This is a genomic window from Devosia equisanguinis (genome assembly GCF_900631955.1).
Taxonomy (GTDB): Bacteria; Pseudomonadota; Alphaproteobacteria; order Rhizobiales; family Devosiaceae; genus Devosia; species Devosia equisanguinis.
On sequence record NZ_UZWD01000061.1, the window covers coordinates 1 to 4942 of the forward strand.

The following is a 4942-nucleotide window of genomic DNA, read 5'->3' on the forward strand; positions in this document are numbered from 1 at the left end:
ACCCGCAACTAAGCCGTCCCCCGGACCAAACGTCGGCTTCTTCCCTCCTCGCCTTGAGCGGGGAGGGTTCATTTTGGGCGTTTTGACGACCGGTTACGGTGCTCCTGGGCCTCCCTTCCCTTGAGGGCAGGGTCGGGTTATGGCGCGACAGATGCAACGATCACCACGCCGCTCTCGGGCTCGACCCGAGGGTCTCTCTCCCCATCCCAACCGTCCGCCATTGACTCCCTCTTCGCCCTCATTATAAACTCACTGAGCTAATAAAGAGGGAAACCAGCCATGCGTCACCTGCTGAAACTCTTCATCATACCGACCCTCGCCATGGTTGCCGGCCCCGCCTTTGCCGATGGCGTCGATGGCGTCTGGGCGTGCAAGGCCAATGGCGACATTCCCCTGGGCCTGCTCGAGATCACCGGCGACACCTATAGCTTTCAGACCACCAATACCGCCTGGGAGCCGGTGGATAACAATTCCAATGGCTCGGGCGCCCTGTCGTATGAGGGCAGCCGTATCCAGCCGGTTGAAGGGCCGCTGCTCGACAGTTTCGAGGTTTATGGCGAAGCCGAGAATGGCGTTCTCTACTGGTACAACGATGCCGGTGCCTTGATGGGCTGCTGGCCGCACCCCTGATCTCCACCAACACCGCACTGCCGAGGAGGTTTCCATGCTTCGCTCCATCGTCTGCGCCACTGCGCTCGTCGTTGCCTTCAATGCCGCCGCCCAGGCGCAGGAGACCTACACGGCCTTCGAGATTGCCGAGCAGGGGCTCGAGCTCGACGCAGCCGGCCTTACCGCCACCTTCCGCGGCAAGACCATAACCGTCACCGGCACCTTCAATCGCTTCATCGATACCGGCTATGGCGACATGGTCTATGTCGCCTTCGATCATCCCGACACCATCAGCTGGGAAGTCAGTTGCGGCTTTCCGCGTGACAATACCGCCGAATATGATCGCTTCGCGCTGATGAAGCCGGGCACCGAGATTTCCGCCACCGGCGATTTCCTCGAAGCCAAGGACATCTATCGCTATTTCACGCTTCTGCCCTGCCAGATGCATTGATCGGCCAGTCGGCAGCGGCAGCCGATTGGTGTATCAAGCGATCGAAATGCCCAGCGAGGGAGGCAAGACATGCGGGTCCTGGTAGCGGACGATGTCGAGGTTATGCGCGTGTCACTGGAGCTGGCGCTCACCTCGGCCGGCCACAGCGTCGCGCTCACCACCACCGGCCGTGCCGCGCTGGCCCGGCTGCGCGCCGAGCGCTTCGACGCGGCCTTGCTGGATCTGTGGATGCCTGAGGGCGATGGGTTGGGCGTCCTGCGCCAGATCCGCCAGGAACAGCCGGACCTGCGCATCTTCGTCATGACCGGCGGCGGTCCGCGCCTGCCCATCGAGGCGGCGGCGCTGATCTCCGAGGTCTGGGGCGCCGAGCGGGTGTTCATCAAGCCCTTCGATGAAGCCGAACTGCTTGCGACCCTCGACAAACCTGCCTAACAGAAGGGGTCGACGACTCCATCCCGTTCCTGAGGAGGCCGCGCGCCTTGGCCGACAAGCCTGTCACCGTTTCCGCCATGACGCGCCTGTTCGAGCTGGCCGCGCGCTCGCTGCATTCGGCCGGGCATGCGGATGGGCTTTATCCCGCCCAGTGGACGGCGCTGCGCTATCTCGCCGCCGCTTCCCCGGCCGAGCGCACCGCCTCCAAGCTGGCGCGGTTTCAGCAAATGGCCGCCGGCCCGGTCAACCGCACCGTGCGCACTCTGGTCGCCAAGGGCCTCGTGGTCGAAGCCGGCATGGCCGGCCATCACCGCTCCAAGCAGCTCGACCTGACCGAGGAGGGCAGGGCGCTGATCGCCCGCGATCCCCTGCGTGCCGTCGATGCCGAATTTGCCGGCATGCCCGAGCGCGATGCCCGCATCGTCGCCGCCGCCTTGGGGCGCATCATCTCAGCGCTGCACACCGGCGGCGCCGAAAGTGCCGAAGGCGAAGTCCTGTCCCTCGCCGACGACGACAGCGCCGATTAGGCACGCCGCTTGGCCAGATAGACGTGGTCGCAGGCCAGAACCGTCTCGCCGCGCTGGTTCAGCACCCGCACCTGCTCGATGATCCGCCCATGGCCCGGCCGCTTGGCATCCGGCTCGAGCCCGGTAATGGTCAGCTCGGTATGAATGGTGTCGCCGATGAACACCGGCTTGGGAAAGCGCAGCCGCTCATAGCCATAGGAAAAGGCCAGCGGGTTGATCTCGCTGGCGGTCAGCCCGATGCCGATGGCGAAGGTCATGGTCCCGTGTGCGATCCGCTGCCCCCAGGGGCTGTCCTTCATCGCCTCGGCATCCATGTGGTGCGGAAAGAAATCCCCGGTATGACCGGCGTGCACCACGAAATCGGTTTCGGTAATGGTCCGGCCATAGGTCCTGCGCATCTCGCCCAGCACATAGTCCTCGAAATGGCGTGGCCGTTCCATCAAAAGCTCTCCCTGAACATCTGGTTGATTGCGTCGACGATTCTCCCGGCATCCTCGCCCGCCAGCAGCCCCTGGTTGAGCCGCTTCGAGGCCCCGTCCTGGAACGCCATATAGCCGTCATGGCGCGGCCGCAGCCAGCCGCCCTCCAGCGTTGCCCGCGTATCGCGATAAAATCCGTCCACCGGCGCATTGACCCCGTCATCCTCCCAGGCCAAGCCATGCCCCGGCTGCCCGCCCGAGGCCGCATAAAGCCCTTTCTGCACCGCGCCGCTCGCTACCCAATAGGCATAGTCGATGGCCGCATCCCGGTGCCGGGAAAACGCCGACACCGCGATCCCGGTCCCGCCAATCGCCGATCCCTCCGGCCCGTTCTCACCCGCCACCGGAATATCGGCGAACTTCAGCCGATGCGCCCGGAACCCCTCCAGCGCATAGCTGAGATAGCCATAGCCCAGCGGCATCAGCCAGAACCGGTCGCTCGTCGCCATCAGCTCCGAAGCCGCGATCGGGTCCATGTCGAACTGCTCGCGCCCGATATAGTCGGTCACGAACCGCAGCATGGTGATCACCCGCATGCCCGCCTCGCGCCCGATCAGCGCGGGTCCTTCATGCGTGCAGGGCGTGCCCAGATTGGCCGCCAGCGTATAAAAGCTCATCAGCGAATGCGGCGCCCGCATCGGCAGGATCACCAGCCCATCCTGTGCCAGCGCCCCGGCCTCGGCCCAGTGACGGATCGGCGTCGCCAGCTTGTCGGCCCGATAGACCTGCACCTGCGCCGCCGCGTCGATCGGAAACGCCCATTGATGCCCGGCAAAGTCGTAGCTGGCATAGGACTGGCCGACGCTATGCGCCGCCATTGCCGCCCGCTCCGCTTCGCGCCCCGGCACATCCAGCGGCGCCAGGCACCCCTCTTTGGTGATCTGCCCGACATGGGGATGGTCGATGACGATCAGGTCATATTCCCGCGCCAGTTCCTCCACCGGAAAAGTCTCGAAATCCTGGAGGCTCCGCTGCTCCCACTCGATCACCACCCCGGTCTGCCGCGCCCACTCCGCCGCGGTCGCCACCATCGGGTCATAGCCGCGCGGATGACGCCAGGTCATGCCCTTCAGCACCACGCTCATAGCCCGAACTCCGCCCGGATCCTGGCGCTCTGCTCGCCGATCAACGGCGCCGCGCGGCTGGTGCGCGCCCGCACTCCGTTGACGCGCAGCGGCGAGCGCGTCGTTTCGATGGACACGCCATCTTCGCGCCTCACCGTCTGCAACATATCGAGCGCCTTGAAACCCTCGCTGGCCATCAGCTCCGGCCAGTCTAGCACCTTGGCGCACCAGATATCGGCTGGCTCGAGGATGGACAGCCAATGGGCCGTCGGTGCCGTCGCCAGCCGTTCGGCCAGAAGGCGCTTGATCGCGTCGCGCTGGCTGAACCAGCTCTTGGGATCGGCAAATTGTCCCAGCGCCGGGATCTCCAGCAGCGCTTCGAGCCGGGGCAGGGGCGTCATGGCGATCGCGATATACCCGTCGGCGGTCGGATAGACCCCATAGGGCGCCGACAGATAGGCATGGGCCGAGCGGAAATCGCTGCGCTTGGGTGGGCGCTTGCCGTCATTGAGATGGGTTGTCAGCACTTCGAACTGGAAGTCCACCAGCACTTCGAGAAGGCTCGTTTCGATATGCGCGCCCTGGCCCGAAATGCCCTTGCGCACCAGCGCCGCCAGCACCCCCTGGGCCACCGCCGCGCCCGCCAGCATGTCGGCAATCGCCAGCCCGAATGGCACCGGCCCCTGGTCATCATCGCCATTGAGCCACATCACGCCCGAGCGCGCCTGGGCCAGCAGGTCCTGTCCCGGCCGGTCCACCCACGGCCCTTCGCCGCCATAGCCGGTGATCGAGGCATAGACGATGCCCGGATTGATCGCCTTTGCCGCCTCGTAGTCCAGCCCCAGCCGCTCGATCACCCCGGGACGGAAATTCTGCAGCACCACATCGGCCTTGCCGATCAGCTTTTTCAGCGCCGCCACGTCCTCGGGCTTTTTCAGGTCCAGCGCCAGGCTTTCCTTGGAGCGGTTGATGGCGTGAAAGATCGTCGAGTCGCCACCGATTTCGGTGTCGCTGAGATAAAGCCGCCGGCTGAGATCACCCCCATCCGGCCGCTCGATCTTGATCACCCGCGCCCCCAGATCCTGCAAGCGCAGGCTGGCATAGGGTCCGGACAGAAACTGGCACATATCGACAATGGTAATGCCATCGAGAAGCGGTGTGGTGGTCATCGGAAGTCGTTACCTTGAATATGAAAAGTCGGCGCCTCAGGGGAGGGCGCCTGGCAGGTGGCAAATGCTGCAGTGTCGCCCCAGACGCGACGCGGCTCTTCTCCGGGCGGCGCAATGTTTGCTCTGGACGTTCTTGCAACGGCCTTCTCCTCTCGCGCCTCCCTCCCCCTTGAGGGGAGGGATTGAGGGAGGGGGTCCATCAGTGGATCAC

7 protein-coding genes are annotated in these 4942 nt (G+C 65.0%); 4 read left to right on the plus strand and 3 right to left on the minus strand.

The window, feature by feature from the left end:
* Positions 1 to 279 precede the first annotated feature (279 nt).
* From DEVEQU_RS18910 to DEVEQU_RS18925, 4 genes are all read left to right on the plus strand, one after another.
* Positions 280 to 630 (plus strand): hypothetical protein, encoded by a 351-nt coding sequence (locus tag DEVEQU_RS18910; RefSeq protein ID WP_126152165.1) that lies wholly within the window; start codon positions 280 to 282, stop codon positions 628 to 630.
* A 34-nt stretch (positions 631 to 664) separates the two neighbouring features.
* Entirely contained in the window at positions 665 to 1060 is a 396-nt protein-coding gene (locus DEVEQU_RS18915) for a hypothetical protein (protein ID WP_126152166.1), read from the plus strand.
* A gap of 69 nt (positions 1061 to 1129) precedes the next feature.
* Positions 1130 to 1492 carry a response regulator gene (locus tag DEVEQU_RS18920; RefSeq protein WP_126152167.1) on the plus strand — a complete coding sequence of 121 codons (363 nt, stop codon included), beginning with the start codon at positions 1130 to 1132 and terminating at the stop codon, positions 1490 to 1492.
* Between the two features lie 47 nt (positions 1493 to 1539).
* On the plus strand, positions 1540 to 2019 hold the full coding sequence (locus DEVEQU_RS18925) for a MarR family winged helix-turn-helix transcriptional regulator (RefSeq protein ID WP_126152168.1): 480 nt from the start codon (positions 1540 to 1542) through the stop codon (positions 2017 to 2019).
* Here DEVEQU_RS18925 and DEVEQU_RS18930 read toward each other — a convergent pair.
* The 3 genes from DEVEQU_RS18930 to DEVEQU_RS18940 are packed head-to-tail and all read right to left on the minus strand — an operon-like array spanning position 2016 to position 4731.
* Positions 2016 to 2459 carry a MaoC/PaaZ C-terminal domain-containing protein gene (locus tag DEVEQU_RS18930; RefSeq protein ID WP_126152169.1) on the minus strand — a complete coding sequence of 148 codons (444 nt, stop codon included), beginning with the start codon at positions 2457 to 2459 and terminating at the stop codon, positions 2016 to 2018. The genes DEVEQU_RS18925 and DEVEQU_RS18930 overlap by 4 nt on opposite strands.
* Positions 2459 to 3583, minus strand: coding sequence for an extracellular solute-binding protein (locus DEVEQU_RS18935; protein WP_126152170.1), 1125 nt, complete (start codon positions 3581 to 3583; stop codon positions 2459 to 2461). Before DEVEQU_RS18935 ends, DEVEQU_RS18930 begins: the two co-directional genes overlap by 1 nt.
* Complete coding sequence (locus DEVEQU_RS18940) at positions 3580 to 4731, minus strand: CaiB/BaiF CoA transferase family protein (protein WP_126152171.1); 1152 nt, start codon at positions 4729 to 4731, stop codon at positions 3580 to 3582. The genes DEVEQU_RS18935 and DEVEQU_RS18940 overlap by 4 nt, the downstream gene beginning before the upstream one ends.
* Positions 4732 to 4942 lie beyond the last annotated feature (211 nt).

Bases quoted from the DNA above. Each gene is read 5' to 3' on its own strand.
- DEVEQU_RS18910 (WP_126152165.1), top strand. From the start codon at position 280: ATGCGTCACCTGCTGAAACTCTTCATCATACCGACCCTCGCCATGGTT.
- DEVEQU_RS18915 (WP_126152166.1), top strand. From the start codon at position 665: ATGCTTCGCTCCATCGTCTGCGCCACTGCGCTCGTCGTTGCCTTCAAT.
- DEVEQU_RS18920 (WP_126152167.1), top strand. From the start codon at position 1,130: ATGCGGGTCCTGGTAGCGGACGATGTCGAGGTTATGCGCGTGTCACTG.
- DEVEQU_RS18930 (WP_126152169.1), bottom strand. From the start codon at position 2,459: ATGGAACGGCCACGCCATTTCGAGGACTATGTGCTGGGCGAGATGCGC.
- DEVEQU_RS18935 (WP_126152170.1), bottom strand. From the start codon at position 3,583: ATGAGCGTGGTGCTGAAGGGCATGACCTGGCGTCATCCGCGCGGCTAT.
- DEVEQU_RS18940 (WP_126152171.1), bottom strand. From the start codon at position 4,731: ATGACCACCACACCGCTTCTCGATGGCATTACCATTGTCGATATGTGC.